Source organism: Pedobacter aquatilis, from assembly GCF_032678405.1.
Taxonomy (GTDB): Bacteria; Bacteroidota; Bacteroidia; order Sphingobacteriales; family Sphingobacteriaceae; genus Pedobacter; species Pedobacter aquatilis_A.
This window is the reverse complement of record NZ_JAVTSJ010000001.1, coordinates 121,978-137,213: the sequence shown is the minus strand read 5'-3', so window position 1 is coordinate 137,213 and position 15,236 is coordinate 121,978. Positions and strand designations below refer to the sequence as shown.

The window sequence follows — 15,236 nt, the reverse complement described above, 5'->3', positions numbered from 1 at the left end:
AAGGATGGTTTTAAAGCCATCCTTTTTTTGTATTAGTTTTCTTAAGCCTCGTTATTTTCAAGTAGCTTGTTCAACAACAGCTCCAGGTTTACAGTTGCGAATGAAGAACTGTAATCGGATAAGCCATAAGGGATAATAAGTTCGCCATTGCTGATGATGGAACCGCAGGAATAAACAACATTTGGCACATAACCTTCTCTTTCATCATTATTCGGGATAATTAATGGTTCCTTTAAATGCCCGATTTCTTTACTCGGATCTTCCAGATCAAGTAAACTTACACCAATGCAGTAACGCCTCATGGGGCCTACACCATGGGTAATTACAATCCAGCCTTTATCCGTTTCTATTGGTGAACCACAGTTCCCGATCTGGACTAGCTCCCAGTCATATCGCGGTTGTTTCAATAAAACAGGATTCTCCCATACATTAATCTTGTCCGAAAACATCAGGTAATTATTCCAGCCGTCAATACGGCTCATCATTACATATTTACCATTGATTTTCCGGGGAAAAAGTGCCAGGTTCTTATTCTGGGCACCATCACCATATAAAGGGATTACCTTAAATTCATAAAAATCTTCCGTTTGTACCAGCTTTGGAATAATTAACGAGCCATCGAAAGCCGTATAGGTGGCATAATAAACAACGGTACCATTATCTTTAATAAATTTAACAAAACGGGCATCCTCAATACCCTTACGCTCAAACTCTGAAATCGGGAAAATAACCCTGTCCGTAATGTCTGTATCCTTCGAAAAGCTGATGGTATGATAAGTATCTGATAACCATAATACCTTATCGTATTCGATCAGTCGCTGAGGATTTTCTTTGTGCAGTGTTTTCGAATCCTTAATGATGTTACTTAAGCTGGTGTACTCAAATTTATCGCCAAGCTTAGCCTCCATTTCTTCTAAAACCGCAGGGTCAATCTGCGCATAGGCAGCTTTTTTCAGGAACATCTTTTTTACATAAATGGCATTTTTTATTACTTCGGCTTCATCTACATAATTCCCAACAGGTAAAACCTGGATGTTATTTTTAGCGTCAATAAGCGCTCTTCTGAAAACAATTGATGAAATATGCCCCTCACCAACTGCCCTGAAACTAATGATAACCCGTTTTTCACCTTCAACCAGATCAGTCTGGTCAGGGTCATCAACTATGCTCGGGTTAAAAAAAGCAGCAGATTCTATGGAGTATTCATGTGTAAAATAAGCACCTATAAGCAATCTTGTATACGGATGCACATCCTCCGGATCAACTTCTAAGGTTGTAAACTGTTTTTTAAGTTTTTTGCAATGCCTGTTCAGGATTTTAGTAATGTTCCGGTGCCTTTTGGAGTATTCCTGTAAAATTGGTGATATAAGTGAGAAAACCTTTTCATCAGAAAACTTTAAAACTTTTCTGATTACTTCAAGTGCCCGTTCATCACCGTTAAAGAAAAACCGGGCAATTACCCTTTTTGTATCCGGATTAACTTTTACAGGTTTTCGTTCTATATATAGTCTCATTTCCTAGGATGTTTTGTGTTAATTATCGTTAAATCTTCCCATCAATCTGTAGTACTATTAGTAACTTATTTCCGCCGGTTTTTGTTTCAAAAACCTCAATAAAACGGCATTTTCAGTCAGGTTGCCTGCTTAAAATTACTCATGTAAATCGCTGATTTTCATTTCCTCTAGAATATACCTTTGCGGCATATCACTTCGCTGGTACGACCATTTTATTAACCTGATCATGCCCGATTCAATTTCAATACCGGTAATATCCCCATCATTGAAACAACAGCAGCCCGAATTAAAATAAGCCGCCCTGTATTTGTTTAATAAAGGTGGTTTCTCCCCTTTTGCCGCAAGCTTATCAAGTTCTGTATTAATCAGGGCAATATCCGCTTCATTTTGCGCTGATACAGCCTTCGTTAGATTAACATATAATCGTTCAAGGTGGGTTAAAGAAGCGAAAACGGGCTGATGGGTATGTCCGGTAATTAATGCGATATTCTGCTGCCCCTGTACCCAGTTATACATAAATGTGTTGTGCAGGGTTTTTAACTGGTTATCGTATGCCGGCGTATTGGGGTTTATTTTGAGATAAGATTGTAAAGGTGCCCAGATGGTACTCACAAACCATTTACTGAACCAGTTTCCGTCACTTTGCAAATCACCCTGATGACCATGCGTTAAGAAAATATCCATCACCTTACCATCAAAATCGAAACGTAATATGGTGCCTTCATAGATACGGATTACTTCGCCATATACCCGGTTTAAGTTAAACTGCGACAATGGATCGTTATCCCAGTACAAATCATGATTGCCAAATATTTTGGTAAAGGCTTTCCGCCTGATAAATAGCTTTTCAGCTTCAAAGGTTTTCTTATTATGTTTAATAACCGACTCGAGCAGATTCTCCCACAATTCCTCACTGTCACCAAGATTAATATAGTGGAATTTTTCTGCTTCATAATAATCGAGGGCCGCTAAATAGTTTTTCTCTGCTAAGGAAAAATCATCCGCAAAATCTCTTGCGCCTTTATGCTGGTCGGAAAGAATAATGAATTTATCACCTGATTGAACATTGAAAATTTCGCCTCTCTTCCCTGGTTTGTTCCTGATGTTCTCATAAAGTTTAGATAAAGCTTCGGAAATACGTTCCTGATCAGGCCTCGAACCGAATTTGTTCGACATACGGATAACCCAGTTTCCAAGTAAACGTTGTAAAAAATCTCGCATATCGTTTTGGTACAATTTACATAATTAACCCGTTTTAATTAACAATGTTGTCTGTCATATAAATTATTTATTTTATTTTGCTAATTTTGTTAGCATTGAAAAGATCAGGAAGCGCAGATTTACCCTTACATTACGGCCATGTTCCGCCATGGCTGGCTCAACGTATGGCTAAATTAGGCTTAGCCATTGTCGAATCTGTTTTAACAGAATATGGCAGAGCCGAAGTCATCAGGAGATTGAGTAATCCTTTCTGGTTTCAAAGTTTGGGTGCGGTGATGGGAATGGACTGGCATTCTTCAGGCATTACCACTTCTGTGATGGGTGCACTGAAGAAATCAATCAATCCGCTCTCCAAAGAATTAGGCATTTATATTTGTGGTGGTAAGGGGAAATTTAGCAGGGAAACACCAAATGAACTATTAAAAATAGCCGATCAGACAGGCCTGGATGGTACTGCCCTGGTAAAGGCAAGTAAGTTAAGTGCTAAAGTAGATAATACGGCCATCCAGGATGGTTTCCAGCTTTACCTGCATAGTTTTATTTTAAGTAGCGATGGCGATTGGGCGGTAGTACAGCAAGGCATGAGTGATGTTAGTGCTACTGCAAGAAGATACCATTGGCATTCTGAAAATTTAAAATCCTTTGTTGAAGAACCCCATACCGGAATTTATGGCATCAATCAGGGTAAAATCCTGAACCTTACGGCTAATGATGCAGCGCAGACAAGAAAAAGTATAATGGCCATCACAGATGAGCAGCCAGGGAAAATGATTACGGAAATTCAGAAGTTGGTTTTGCCCGCTCACCATGATGTACGCTCAAAAGATGTCGATTTAAAAAGATTGGGTAGTATTTTGTGGCTCGCACAGGAAAAGAAACCGGCAGACTTTGAAGCGCTTTTAATGCTTCAGGGCATGGGCCCCAGAACACTTCAGTCGATGGCCCTGGTAAGTGAGGTAATTTATGGAACGCCTGCTCGCTTCAGCGACCCCGCCAGGTATTCTTTCGCTAATGGTGGTAAAGATGGCCACCCCTTTCCAGTGCCCGTAAATGTTTACGATGAAACCATAAAAGTATTACAAAAAGCGGTTGAAATGGCTAAAATTGGTAATAGCGATAAATTACAGGCCATAAAATCGCTCCATGAAATAGCAAAAAATGCAGAGCAGGATTTCACACCGAATATGGACTTCGACAAAGTAATCGCAAAAGAAAGGGCCGAAAGCTGGAAATACGGCGGCAGAACAGTGTTTGGTAAGGAAAAACCACCTAAAAATGACCAGTTGAGTTTATTTTAAACTATAGATACACCAATCAGCTCAATCACGCTAATTATTTTTCCGTGTATTCCGTGTTTCCGTGGCAATTATTTTCAATTCTCCCGCAGATTTCGCTGATAAACGCAGATGTTCTTTCGTATCGTCATTTCGACCGTAGCGGAGAAATCTTTGTTGTTTATAGTGTTTTTCCCGCAGATTTCGCTGATAAACGCAGAATAGCTATGCAGCAATAATAAACCTAATTCCGTGTTTCCGTGGCAAAAAACAAAACAAAAAAGGCCGCAGTTAATCACTACGGCCAATTCCGAATTATCTGATATTAAATACCCTTATGCGTAAGCTACAGCATCTCTAGAAGCAAGTTTAGTCGTACCCATTAAGTATTCATCAACCTTACGTGCAGCTTCCCTGCCCTCAGAAATAGCCCAAACAACTAAAGATTGTCCACGGCGTACATCACCTGCTGCAAAGATTTTAGAAATATTGGTCTGGTAAGTATGTTCTGAAGCCTTTACATTTCCGCGATTGTCTAACTCAACACCCAACTTTTCAATTAAGCCTTCTTTCTGTGGGTGTAAAAAGCCCATAGCTAAGAAAACCAATTCGCAAGGTAAGTCGCGTTCAGAGCCCGCAACTTCTTTAAATGTTACCGGTCTTCCAACAGCATCTATTTCCCATTCAACATCAACAACTTTTAATGCCTTTAAATTACCATGCTCATCGGTGATAAAGTTTTTAGTGTTTACCGACCATGCCCTTTCTGCACCTTCTTCATGCGAAGAAGTGTTTTTCAATAACATTGGATAGGTAGGCCAGGGCATATTCGCAGTACGCAATTGTGGTGGCATGGGCATAATCTCAAATTGCGTTATCGATTTTGCACCATGACGGTTCGACGTTCCTATACAGTCCGAACCCGTATCACCACCGCCAATTACAATTACATTTTTACCTGCCGCATGAATATCTTCAGCTAAAATTTCTCTGTTAGCAACACGTTTATTTTGTTGCTTTAAGAAATCCATTGCGAAATGAACGCCTTTAGCCTCGCGACCAGGAATTGCTAAATCACGTGGAATAGTAGAACCTCCAGCCAAAACAATGGCGTTGAAATCTCTTAATAAAGTACTGATCTCTACATTCTCTCCAACATTTGCATTGCATTTGAAAATAATGCCTTCTTCTTTCATTAAGTCGATACGGCGATCCACTACATTTTTCTGTAGTTTAAAATCAGGTATGCCATACCTTAGTAAACCACCTGGTGCATCATCACGTTCGAAAACGGTAACCTCATGCCCAACCTTATTCAACTGAGCAGCAGCGGCTAATCCTGCCGGACCTGAACCAATCACAGCAACCTTTTTACCGGTTCTGATTAATGGTGCTTTGGCTTTGATAAACCCTTTTTCGAAAGCTATTTCGATAATGTGTTTCTCAATTTCCTCAATGGATACCGGCGGACGGTTAATGCCCAATACACATGCCGATTCGCATGGTGCAGGACAAATCCTCCCGGTAAACTCCGGAAAGTTATTCGTGCTCAATAAGATATTGGCCGCTAACTCCCATTTCCCTTGATATACGGCATCGTTAAATTCCGGTATCACATTACCAAGCGGGCAACCCGACTGGCAGAATGGTACGCCGCAATCCATACAGCGGGCAGCCTGATTATTTAATTCTTGTGCGGGTAGTTCGTTTAAAAACTCTCCATAATGTTTAACACGAGCTTTAGCCTCTTCTCTTGTGGGCGCAACTCTGTCGTATTCCTGAAATCCTGTTACTTTTCCCATGGCTTAGTGTGTTTTAACTTGTTGACTACGTTTTGCTAATACCGCTTTGTATTCTTTAGGGAATACTTTCACGAAATGATTTGATTGTGCTTTCCAATCGCTTAAGATAAATTCAGCTACTTTACTATCCGTCAATCGGATATGTGTTTTAAGTAAAGCCAGAATCCTTTCCTCATCCTCAGCTTGTAGCGGATCAAGATCAACCATTTCTTTATTACACTTACGGGCAAAAGTGCCGTTCGCATCATAAATCCAGGCCACACCTCCACTCATACCAGCAGCAAAGTTACTTCCGGTATCACCCAGAATAAGCACTTCTCCTCCTGTCATGTATTCACACCCGTGATCTCCAACACCTTCAACAACTGCAGTCGCACCAGAGTTACGTACGGCAAAACGCTCACCAGCCTTACCACGGGCAAATAACTCACCTGATGTAGCGCCATATAAGGCTACGTTACCAATAATGATATTCTGCTCCGGTATAAAAGTTGAATTAGCAAATGGATAAATGGCTAAACGGGCACCCGATAAACCTTTACCTACATAGTCATTCGCTTCACCTTCTAACGATAAGGTTACACCTTTTGTATTGAAGGCTCCGAAACTTTGTCCGGCAGAACCTACAAATTTAAAGTTTATGGTATCAGGAGGTAATCCTGCACTTAAATGAACTTTAGAAATCTCGTTAGACAACATCGTTCCTAACGAACGGTCGGTGTTTTTAACGCTGAAACTTGCAAAAACAGGTTCGTTATTGGTTATGGCAGGCTGTGCAGCGGCAATTAACTGGTGGTCTAAAACATTCGCTAAACCATGATCCTGTTCTTCGGTATTGAATAATGGTAAACCATTGTCTTCAGCTTTGTATAAAATGCCTGATAAATCTAAATACTTGAACTTCCAGTCTTCAGCAGACAAATCACGTACCTTTAAAATGTCCGACTGTCCAATCATTTCATGGATGGTTCTGAAACCAAGCTCAGCCATAATTTCACGCAACTCCTCAGCAAGGAAACGGAACAGGTTTACCACGTGGTCAGGATCACCGCTAAACAGCTTTCTTAATTCAGGATCTTGTGTGGCTACGCCAACCGGACAGGTATTCAGGTGGCATTTACGCATCATGATACAGCCGGCAGTTACCAATGCAGCAGTAGCTACACCCCATTCTTCAGCACCTAACAAGGCTGCAATAGCAATATCCCTACCTGTTTTTAACTGACCATCTGTTTGTAAAACAATACGGTTACGTAATTTATTCTTAACTAAAGTCTGGTGCGCTTCTGCTAATCCAAGTTCCCACGGTAATCCTGCGTGTTGGATAGAGGTTAGCGGTGAAGCACCTGTACCACCATCAAATCCTGAAACTAAAATTACATCGGCATGTGCTTTCGCCACACCTGCAGCTATTGTACCTACACCTGCTTTAGATACCAGCTTAACATTGATTCTTGCCGCACGGTTAGCATTTTTTAAATCGTAAATTAACTGCGCTAAATCCTCAATAGAATAAATATCATGGTGTGGCGGCGGTGAAATTAAACCTACACCTGGCGTAGAGTGACGCACTTTCGCAATCCACTCATCTACTTTATCACCTGGTAATTGCCCACCTTCACCTGGCTTTGCACCCTGAGCCATTTTGATCTGCAGCTCATCGGCATTGGTTAAATAATAACTGGTAACACCAAAACGTGCTGATGCCACTTGTTTAATGGCCGAACGCATGCTGTCGCCATTCTCCATTTTGTTGTAGCGGATTTCGTCTTCACCACCTTCACCGGTATTACTCTTTCCGCCGATACGATTCATTGCAATGGCCAAAGTAGAGTGTGCCTCATGAGAGATAGAGCCAAAAGACATTGCCCCGGTAGCGAAACGCTTTAAAATGGCTTCAGCCGATTCCACTTCATGTAAGGAAACCGAAGGGCGGCTATAGTTAAAATCAAATAATCCACGGATGGTATAAGCTTGTTGTGTTTGCTCATTTACCAGTTTAGAGTATTGTTTGAAAATGTTGTAATCATTTCTACGCGTAGCATTTTGCAACAGGTGAATGGTTTGCGGATTGAATAAATGCGCTTCACCTCTCCTGCGGAATTTATAAGTTCCGCCTGCAGGCAACAGGTTTTCTGTTTGTGTTGCAGGCCCGAAGCTACGGTGGTGTTTAATTAAGGTTTCTTTGGCAATTTCATCTAAACCTAAACCTCCGATGCGCGAAACGGCACCAGTGAAATAAGTATCGACTACTTTTTTATTTAAACCTAAGATTTCGAAAATCTGTGCACCCTGATATGATTGTAAAGTAGAAATTCCCATTTTAGAGAAAATCTTCAATAAACCATTGTTTACAGCATAGATGTAGTTTTTCGTTAACTTCTCAGTAGATAATCCAGACTCATCTTTGAAACCATTGATCGTTTCTAAAGCCAGGTAAGGGTTAATTGCAGTAACACCAAAGCCAAGTAAAGTAGCAAAATGATGTACTTCCCAGATATCGCCTGCCTCTACAACAATTCCAACTGCGCCACGGTAACCCTTGCGGATTAAGTGGTGGTGAACAGCAGAAACAGCTAATAATGATGGCATGGCTGCATGCTCTGAGTCGATTGCCCGGTCGGTTAATACAATTACCTGGAAACCATCTTCAACGGCATCCACAGCATAACGGCATAAACGGTCTAAGGCCTTAGCCATAGCACCCGGCTTACCATCTGCCCTGAAATAAGTTTGTAAGGTTTTGGCCTGGAATACCCCTGTATCAATACTTCTCAGTTTTTCTAACTCCTGATTGGTTAAAATCGGGTGTTTTATCGCAACGCAATGCGCCTGTTTTGGGTTTTCATCAAGTAAATTTCCGTTACTACCCATAAAACTGGCCAGACTCATTACCACTTTTTCACGAATAGGATCGATTGGCGGGTTCGTAACCTGCGCAAATAATTGCTTAAAGTAGTTTGATAAATGTTGTGGTCGCTTAGATAAAATCGCAAGTGGCGTATCGGTACCCATCGAACCAATCGGCTCTTTACCATCAATAGCCATTGGTTTTAATAACAGATCGATATCTTCTCTGCTATAACCAAAAACCTGCTGGTATTTAAAGATAGATTCTTCAGAAAGACCGGTGAACATTACACGTGGCTCAGGCAGTTCTTCCAGGCGGATCTGGTACTGATTAATCCAGTCGGCATAAGGACTACCTCCGCAAACTTTAGATTTAATCTCCTCATCGCTGATGATTCTGCCCTGCTCCATGTCCACAACGAACATTTTACCAGGTGTTAAACGTCCTTTTTCAATGATTGTACTTTGGTCGATTGCTAAAGCACCAGCTTCAGAACCCATAATTACGCGGTCGTCTGACGTAATGGCATAGCGTGATGGACGTAAACCGTTACGATCTAAGGTGGCACCGATTAATTTACCATCAGTAAAAGCGATAGCCGCCGGACCATCCCATGGTTCCATCAATGTCGCGTGGAATTCGTAAAAAGCTTTCTTAACCGGGTCCATATCTTCGTTACCATCCCAGGCCTCCGGAACTAGCATCATTAATACATGTGGCAATGTTCTGCCGGCGTGGAACAATAATTCGATCACATTATCCAAACAACCCGAATCTGAGTTCGTTTCGTCGATTACCGGTAAAAGCATATCCAGTTCTTCCGGTGTAAAATACGATGAAGCTAATGATTTAACACCAGCCCTGAACCAGTTAAGGTTACCTTGTAAAGTATTGATTTCTCCATTGTGCGCAATAAAGCGGAAAGGCTGAGCCAGTCGCCACGATGGGAAAGTATTGGTAGCAAAACGGGAGTGAACCAGACCTAAGGCCGAAACCACTCTTTTATCGCTTAAATCTTTAAAATAAGTACGAACCTGTAAGGAAGTAAGCTGCCCCTTATAAATAATGGTTTGTGCTGAAAGCGAAACAATGTAAAAATCTTTACCACCGTGAACAGTATTGGTAATTAACTTAATCAGGTAGTTTTTAAAGATGTACAGTTTACGTTCAAAATCAGCTCCGGGATTAACGGCATAAGGACGGGCAATAAAAACCTGCTCAATCTCAGGCTCAACAGAAAGCGCCATATTACCGATATCGGTCGTATCAACGTCAACCTTTCTGAAACCTAAAATTTCTAATCCAAGTTTTTCTGCAGCCCGGTAAATAAGCTCTCTGCACTCTTCTCTCGAACGGATATCTTTTGGCATAAATAACTGACCGACCCCATAATTATTGGTTTCAGGCAGACTAAAGCCAGCTTTTAAACATTCATCGTAAAAAAATTCGTGAGGAAGCTGAATCATAATACCGGCACCATCGCCCGTATTTGGTTCTGCTCCACATGCCCCTCTATGATCCAGGTTCTCTAAAATAGTAAGTGCATCGGAGATGATTTGATGCGATTTCCGCCCTTTCACATGCGCAACAAACCCGATCCCGCAGGCGTCGTGTTCAAATTGCGCATCGTACAATCCACTGTTTGGTTCCATTCTTTGCTCGTTAGTTGTTAGTGTATAGGAAACACTAAGATACAAAAAACAAATCTTAAATTACAGGATTGACACGATTTTTGAATTTATTTTAGTTATTAAACAATTAAAACAAACAAAATTAAAATATCAGCAATAATAAATATTTAAAATTATAATTTTCATAATGATAATATCCTACAATAAATACCCGTTTTCAACTAATTTCTTAGCTAAACCGATTTAGTTTATTATTTATATTTAAATATATTATTTATAAATAAACATTTACTACTCCTCAGGCTCAATTTATTTTATCTTAAAACTTCAAAGCCCCCCAATACGAAAGAACCTCTGCGTATATCAGCGTAATCTGCGGGAGAATTAAAAATAATAGCCACGAAACCACGGAATACACGGAATTAATTTATTATTATCGCATAATTTTTGTACCTGTTCTGCGCTAATCCGCGTAATCCGCGGGAAACAATTATAAATAAAGATTTCTCCGCTACGGTCGAAATGACGATACGAAAGAAACCTTTGCGCCTATCCCCGCAATCTGCGGGAAAACATCATAAACAACACGAAAGAAACCTCTGGGCTTATCCCCGCAATCCGCGGGAAAACCCCATCCCCTTTTAATCAATTACAATTTTATTAAATTACTAATCAGCGCAATAGCACAATTGACTTAAAAATTAGAAAAATGGGTTTTGCAAAACAACATCTTTTTCTACCTTTGTGCCGGGCAAGTCTTTTACGACCAGCTCCCTTTGAACTCCCCCAGGGTGGGAACGCAGCAAGGGTAGAAGGTTGTAGCGGTGCGATAGAAGGTGCTTGCCCTTTTTTTTCTTTTCCCCTAGTCCCCTGAAGGGGGAATCAAAATTCTTCAGGGTTCTTATCATTGAAACTCAAATATTAAGAATTTATAACCATGAAATTTTTTATCGACACAGCAAATCTTGATCAAATCAAAGAGGCGCATGATCTTGGCATTTTAGACGGTGTAACCACAAACCCTAGCTTAATGGCTAAAGAGGGCATTACCGGCGACGAAAATGTAATCAACCACTATAAAGCTATTTGCGATATCGTTGAAGATAACGTAAGTGCAGAGGTAATTTCCACTACTTTCGACGAGATTGTTAAAGAAGGTGAAGCACTTGCTGCTTTAAACCCGAAAATCGTTGTTAAAGTTCCGATGATTAAAGACGGTGTTAAAGCCATTAAATATTTTTCTTCAAAAGGAATTAAAACCAACTGTACTTTAATCTTCTCTGCCGGACAAGCTTTGTTAGCTGCTAAGGCAGGTGCAACTTATGTTTCACCTTTCTTAGGTCGTTTAGACGATATTTCAAGCGATGGCTTGGTTTTAATTGAAGATATCAGGACTATTTTTGATAACTACGGTTACGAAACACAAATTTTAGCAGCATCAATCCGCGGACCATTGCATATTGTAAACTGTGCTAAATTAGGTGCCGATGTAATTACGGCGCCATTAGCAGCAATTGTAGGTTTATTAAAACACCCATTAACCGATACTGGTTTAGCAACTTTCTTAGCCGATCACGCCAAAGCTGCAGGTAAATAAGTTAAACTTATTGCGCTTGGAAGCAAGCCCCACAAAAAAGTCCCGAACTATCATTTAGCCCGGGACTTTTTTTATGTTTTATGTTTCAGTGTTTTATTCTTATCTAATTCTATTACTTCCATCATCCATCTTCCATCTTACCTCTTTCATCTCACATCTTCCATTTTACATCTCACATCCTACCCCAACAATACTTCCTTAACTTTCTCATAATTGATCTGCTCATCCGGCTCAATCAAAATACCCTTTACTCCTGCCCCGTTGGCCGCTTCAACATCCCTGGGCTTATCGCCGATCATCACAGATTGCGCTGGATCAATATCATACATGTCAATCGCATCTAATATCATTCCCGATTTCGGCTTACGGCATTTACATTCACCCCCTACAGTTGGGTGATGCGGGCAATAATAAAATCCGGCAATATCAGCGCCTTTGGCTAAAAAAGCATTTCTTAATAACTGGTGCATAATGGCCAGCTCCTGCTCCGTGTAGCGTTTAAGTGCAATACCGCCCTGGTTGGTGATTACGATTAAAAGATAACCTTCATCATAAAACTTTTTTAAAACCGGAATCTGGTAATCAAGAATTTTAAAATCTTCTACACGGCAGATGTAATCGTATATCTCGTGATTTAAAACACCATCACGATCGAGAAAAATAGCTTTATTCATTTAAAGGATTGAGGTTGATTTGCTTGAAAAACACAAACCAGGTTAAAAATTTATTTCGCCAAAATAACTGAAAATTTATGGCAACCGGAAATAACCGGGATTTCACATTTATTTTTTCCCTGATTTATATCCGCTTAACGCAAAATAAAGTATGAACAGGTAAGCCGGGATCATGATCACATAAGCATGTTGGGCATTCCCCATTTTTTCTGATACGAAACCATAAAATGGTGGCAATATTGCACCACCAACAATAGCCATAATCAATAAAGCCGAACCCATTTTGGTGAACTTTCCTAAACCATCAATAGCCATCGGGAAAATGGCAGGCCACATTACCGAATTTGAAAAACCCAGTAAGGCGAAAATCCATACAGCCGGATGTGTGGGAAGATTTACAGAGTGCCCAGGCAGATTAACGGTGGTTAAACCGGCTGAAGATTTAATCACCAGTACCAGTATAATCAATACAATACTTAAAATGCACGATACCGCCAATGCATTGCGCTGTGATATAAACCTTGGTATTGAAATAATCCCAACCGTATACCCTAAAAGCAGGCCATAACCGGTGTAAGTGGCGAAATTCTTGGCTATATCAAGCTTATAGCCCAGGTAGGTTCCGAAACCGGCAAAAGTATCATAACTGATTACCTCCATCCCTACATAAAAGAATAATGCAAATACACCAATCATCAGGTGCGGATAGCTAAATACCGTTTTCTGAGCATTCTTGCCTGCCGCAGGCAGTACAGCAGGATCTAAAATATCTTCTGTTTCCTCTACATCAGGAAGTTGAATAAAAAACAATATAATGCCAACGAGCGCAAAAGAAGCCGCGATAAACAGATAAGGAACAACTACTTTTTGTGCCAGCGCATCCAGCGCTAAATTCTTTGCCGTTTCATTCATGGTTTTTAAGGAAACTTCAAACGCATCGCTATCTTTTAAAATAATGCTACCTAAGGCATAAACAGCCATGATACCGGCTATTTTATTACAAATACCGAGAATACTGATTCGTTTGGCTGCACTTTCTTTCGGACCAATTGCAGCAGCATATGGGTTAGATGCTGTTTGCAGCAAGGCCAGGCCACTCCCGATTACGAATAAACCAATTAAAAAAGTGGGGAAGCTTCTGGCATAAGCAGCAGGGATAAAGATGGCTGCACCAATGGCCATGGCAAAAAGCCCTACCGACATGCCTTTTTTAAACCCGGTAAATTTCAATACAAAAGATGAAGGAATCGACATCACAAAATAGGCCGCAAAGAATGCTGAAGCTACATAATAAGATTCGGTACTACTTAGCTGACAGGCGATTTTCAAATAAGGAATCAGCTGGCTGTTTGCCCAGGTGATAAACCCGAAAATAAAGAATAAAACACCTATAATAAACAAGGCAAAACCATAAGACTGGTTCTCTTTGACGTTTGACATGAAGTTTTAGTTTGGTTGATACTGCCAAACTAATTAAAAAAAAGTTGTTTTCAGGCATCAAACGTTTGCGTAATTTTAAATTTAACTAAAATTACAGCCTAATCAGCCCTAAAAAACACTAATTTGAACTTACACACCTGAAACCGGTATGCTCAAGCCCCGTATCTGTTGATGTTTTCATCCTTGATGTTACCCGATAGCCCTTGCAATAAGAAGAATTACACATAAAAGAACCTCCTCTTACTACTTTTTTCGGAACCGAAGGCTCCATAGGATCGTAACTGTCATTTGGACCTTGCGGATTGGTAGTTAATGTTCCCACAGTTTGATAATAATCCGGGCGGTACCAGTCGCTGCACCACTCCCATACATTTCCTGCCATATCATAAAGGCCATAATCATTGGGCTGAAATTGTTTAACCGCCGCCAGGCCATAGAAACCATCCTTGCTGGTATTTTTCAATGGAAAATTACCTTGCCAGGTGTTTGCTTTTGCCTTGCCCTTGTCCAGTGCTTCATTTCCCCAGGGATATAGCGCATCTTTTAAACCTCCCCGGGCAGCATATTCCCATTCAGCCTCTGTAGGCAAACGTTTTCCTGCCCATTTACAATAAGCCATCGCATCATCCCACGACACATGGACAACCGGGTAATTATCCTTTTCTTTAATATTGCTTTTTGGTCCATGAGGGTGTTTCCAGTCTGCCCCCTTTACCCAGCGCCACCATTGGGAAGCATCGTCTAAATTAGTAACCGATTTAGGCTGGTAAAAGACAAGTGAAGCCGCTACAAAAACACTGTCCGGTGGTTTAGGGGTACCCGGAGGAAGCTGTTTTTGCATCTCATTCCAGTCAGGTATACGCTCGGCAGTTGTTTGATAACCCGTGGCATCCACAAATTTCTTAAAAGCCGCATTCGTTACCTCGGTTACATCAATCCAGTACGACGACAGCTTTACCTGGTGTTGCGGATATTCATCAGCCCTTCCCTCCTTATCGACGGCTCCCATCGTAAATTCAGCCCCGCTGATAAAAACCATTCCCTCGTGATTGGCTTTATTCGCTTTAATATTGCTGGTATCAACCCCGACGCCAAAACGGTTGGGTAGTGCAGCATCACATGATGCAAGCGAATCCTGAATTCTTTTGGCTTCCTTCTCCTGTTTTTCCCGGTTATTACAACCCATTAAAACAAACATAAACAGCAGATAACAGTAGGTGGATCTTAACATT

At 40.8% G+C, this 15,236-nt stretch carries 9 protein-coding genes and 1 other RNA gene; 3 read left to right on the top strand and 7 right to left on the bottom strand.

Annotated features, from left to right (window positions below; translation table 11 throughout):
• Positions 1-41 precede the first annotated feature (41 nt).
• Together R2R71_RS00565 and R2R71_RS00560 are read right to left on the bottom strand one after the other, a co-directional pair.
• A complete protein-coding gene (locus tag R2R71_RS00565; protein ID WP_316829289.1) occupies positions 42-1,514 on the bottom strand; it encodes a glycoside hydrolase family 130 protein in 1,473 nt (490 codons plus the stop codon).
• 135 nt (positions 1,515-1,649) lie between these two features.
• Complete coding sequence (locus R2R71_RS00560; RefSeq protein WP_316829288.1) at positions 1,650-2,735, bottom strand: metallophosphoesterase; 1,086 nt, start codon at positions 2,733-2,735, stop codon at positions 1,650-1,652.
• A gap of 95 nt (positions 2,736-2,830) precedes the next feature.
• Between R2R71_RS00560 and R2R71_RS00555 the strand changes: the two genes are divergently transcribed.
• Positions 2,831-4,033 (top strand): DUF763 domain-containing protein, encoded by a 1,203-nt coding sequence (locus tag R2R71_RS00555; protein ID WP_316829287.1) that lies wholly within the window; start codon positions 2,831-2,833, stop codon positions 4,031-4,033.
• Between the two features lie 311 nt (positions 4,034-4,344).
• Here R2R71_RS00555 and R2R71_RS00550 read toward each other — a convergent pair whose 3' ends face one another.
• Positions 4,345-5,811, bottom strand: coding sequence for a glutamate synthase subunit beta (locus tag R2R71_RS00550; protein ID WP_316829286.1), 1,467 nt, complete (start codon positions 5,809-5,811; stop codon positions 4,345-4,347).
• Between the two features lie 3 nt (positions 5,812-5,814).
• Entirely contained in the window at positions 5,815-10,314 is a 4,500-nt protein-coding gene (gene gltB, locus R2R71_RS00545) for a glutamate synthase large subunit (RefSeq protein ID WP_316829285.1), read from the bottom strand.
• 728 nt (positions 10,315-11,042) lie between these two features.
• Here gltB and ffs point away from each other — a divergent pair.
• Positions 11,043-11,142, top strand: an RNA gene (gene ffs, locus R2R71_RS00540) — signal recognition particle sRNA small type.
• An 88-nt stretch (positions 11,143-11,230) separates the two neighbouring features.
• Positions 11,231-11,890 (top strand): fructose-6-phosphate aldolase, encoded by a 660-nt coding sequence (gene fsa / locus R2R71_RS00535; protein ID WP_316829284.1) that lies wholly within the window; start codon positions 11,231-11,233, stop codon positions 11,888-11,890.
• A 179-nt stretch (positions 11,891-12,069) separates the two neighbouring features.
• On the opposite strand, the gene R2R71_RS00530 is transcribed toward fsa, so the two are convergent.
• The 3 genes from R2R71_RS00530 to R2R71_RS00520 form a co-directional block, all read right to left on the bottom strand.
• Positions 12,070-12,564: an HAD family hydrolase gene (locus tag R2R71_RS00530; RefSeq protein WP_316829283.1), complete on the bottom strand. Its 495-nt coding sequence runs from the start codon at positions 12,562-12,564 to the stop codon at positions 12,070-12,072.
• A gap of 108 nt (positions 12,565-12,672) precedes the next feature.
• Positions 12,673-14,004, bottom strand: coding sequence for a sugar MFS transporter (locus R2R71_RS00525; RefSeq protein WP_316829282.1), 1,332 nt, complete (start codon positions 14,002-14,004; stop codon positions 12,673-12,675).
• A 118-nt stretch (positions 14,005-14,122) separates the two neighbouring features.
• Positions 14,123-15,235 carry a formylglycine-generating enzyme family protein gene (locus tag R2R71_RS00520; protein WP_316829281.1) on the bottom strand — a complete coding sequence of 371 codons (1,113 nt, stop codon included), beginning with the start codon at positions 15,233-15,235 and terminating at the stop codon, positions 14,123-14,125.
• Position 15,236: the final 1 nt, after the last annotated feature.

What these genes read in the sequence shown, in the direction of transcription:
- R2R71_RS00565 (WP_316829289.1), bottom strand. Translation starts at nt 1,514, where the DNA reads ATGAGACTATATATAGAACGAAAACCTGTAAAAGTTAATCCGGATACA.
- R2R71_RS00560 (WP_316829288.1), bottom strand. Translation starts at nt 2,735, where the DNA reads ATGCGAGATTTTTTACAACGTTTACTTGGAAACTGGGTTATCCGTATG.
- R2R71_RS00550 (WP_316829286.1), bottom strand. Translation starts at nt 5,811, where the DNA reads ATGGGAAAAGTAACAGGATTTCAGGAATACGACAGAGTTGCGCCCACA.
- gltB (WP_316829285.1), bottom strand. Translation starts at nt 10,314, where the DNA reads ATGGAACCAAACAGTGGATTGTACGATGCGCAATTTGAACACGACGCC.
- fsa (WP_316829284.1), top strand. Translation starts at nt 11,231, where the DNA reads ATGAAATTTTTTATCGACACAGCAAATCTTGATCAAATCAAAGAGGCG.
- R2R71_RS00530 (WP_316829283.1), bottom strand. Translation starts at nt 12,564, where the DNA reads ATGAATAAAGCTATTTTTCTCGATCGTGATGGTGTTTTAAATCACGAG.
- R2R71_RS00525 (WP_316829282.1), bottom strand. Translation starts at nt 14,004, where the DNA reads ATGTCAAACGTCAAAGAGAACCAGTCTTATGGTTTTGCCTTGTTTATT.
- R2R71_RS00520 (WP_316829281.1), bottom strand. Translation starts at nt 15,235, where the DNA reads ATGTTAAGATCCACCTACTGTTATCTGCTGTTTATGTTTGTTTTAATG.